This is a genomic window from Micromonospora sp. ABR4_055, assembly GCF_056160425.1.
In genome coordinates this window covers 1-1,321 of sequence record NZ_JBSWXD010000318.1, presented here as the reverse complement: position 1 = coordinate 1,321, position 1,321 = coordinate 1, and the positions used below count along the sequence as shown (strand labels likewise).

Annotated in this window: 1 protein-coding gene; it reads left to right on the top strand. The window is 74.9% G+C overall.

Annotated features, from left to right (window positions below):
* The first annotated feature begins 117 nt into the window (after positions 1-117).
* A complete protein-coding gene (alc, locus tag ACXAHD_RS32130) occupies positions 118-1,221 on the top strand; it encodes an allantoicase (protein ID WP_289212918.1) in 1,104 nt (367 codons plus the stop codon).
* Positions 1,222-1,321 lie beyond the last annotated feature (100 nt).

The following is a 1,321-nucleotide window of genomic DNA, read 5'->3' as shown; positions in this document are numbered from 1 at the left end:
CCCCCCCCCCCCCCCCCCCCCCCCCCCCCCCCCCCCCCCCCCCCCCCCCCCCCCCCCCCCCCCCCCCCCCCCCCCCCCCCCCCCCCCCCGGCCGCCTATTGTCGCGAGAGGGGACCGTTGACCGGTAGCCACGCATCCACGCCACCGCCCGGTCCGCCGGACGGGCCCGACCCGACCCGACTGCCCGACCCGACCCGACTGCCCGACCTGGCGTCCCGTGCCCTCGGCGGGGGAGTGGTCGCCGCCAACGACGAGTTCTTCGCCGCCGCCGACAACCTGGTCGACCCGCACCCGCCGGTCTTCGCCGCCGGCACCTTCGGGGCGAAGGGCCAGGTGTACGACGGTTGGGAGACCCGCCGCCGCCGCCAGCCCGGCGCGGACCACGCCGTCGTCCGGCTCGGTGCCCCGGGCGTGGTCCGGGCCGTGCTGATCGACACCGCGCACTTCACCGGCAACTACCCGCCGTACGCGGCGGTGGACGGTTGCTCACTCGACGGCTATCCCGGCCCGCAGGAACTCGCCGCGGCGCGGTGGACCCCACTGGTGCCGCGCACCGCGCTGGCCGGGGACAGCCAGCTGATCGTCCCGGTCGACCTGCCGGCACGGCAGACCCACGTACGGTTGACGATCTTTCCCGACGGCGGGGTCGCCCGGCTGCGGGTGTACGGCGAACCGGTGCCCGACCCGGATCTGCTGACCGAGGTGCTCGACCTTGCCGCGGTCGAGCACGGTGGCCGGGTCGAGGCATGCAGCGACCGGTTCTACGGATCCCCGCAGCAGCTGCTGCTACCCGGGCCGGCCCGCACGATGGGCGAGGGCTGGGAGACCGCCCGCCGCCGCGACGACGGCAACGACTGGGTCCAGGTCCGGCTCTGTGCCGTCGGCGTCGTCGAGTTCGTCGAGCTGGACACCAGCCACTTCAAGGGCAACGCCCCGGCGGCGGCCCGGCTGATCGGCACCGACCTCACCGGCACCGATCCGGCCCTCGACGGCGGCTCCGGCGTTGACTCCACCGACTGGCCGGAGCTGCTGCCGTTGACCCCGTTGCAACCGGACACCCGGCACCGTTTCCGGCTGGACCGGCCCCGCCCGGTCAGCCACGTCCGGCTGGACATCCATCCCGACGGCGGGATGGCCCGGCTGCGGCTCTTCGGCCGGCTCACCACCGTCGGCGCTACCGACCTCGCCGCCCGGTACCGGACGGCGGCTGCGGCCGGCTGACCTCGCCTGGGCATACGTCGAAGGGCCCGAACCCGCAAACAGGGTCCGGCACTTTGTATATGTGTCTACTATACGCTGTTCCAGTCCTGGGCGAAAAGCT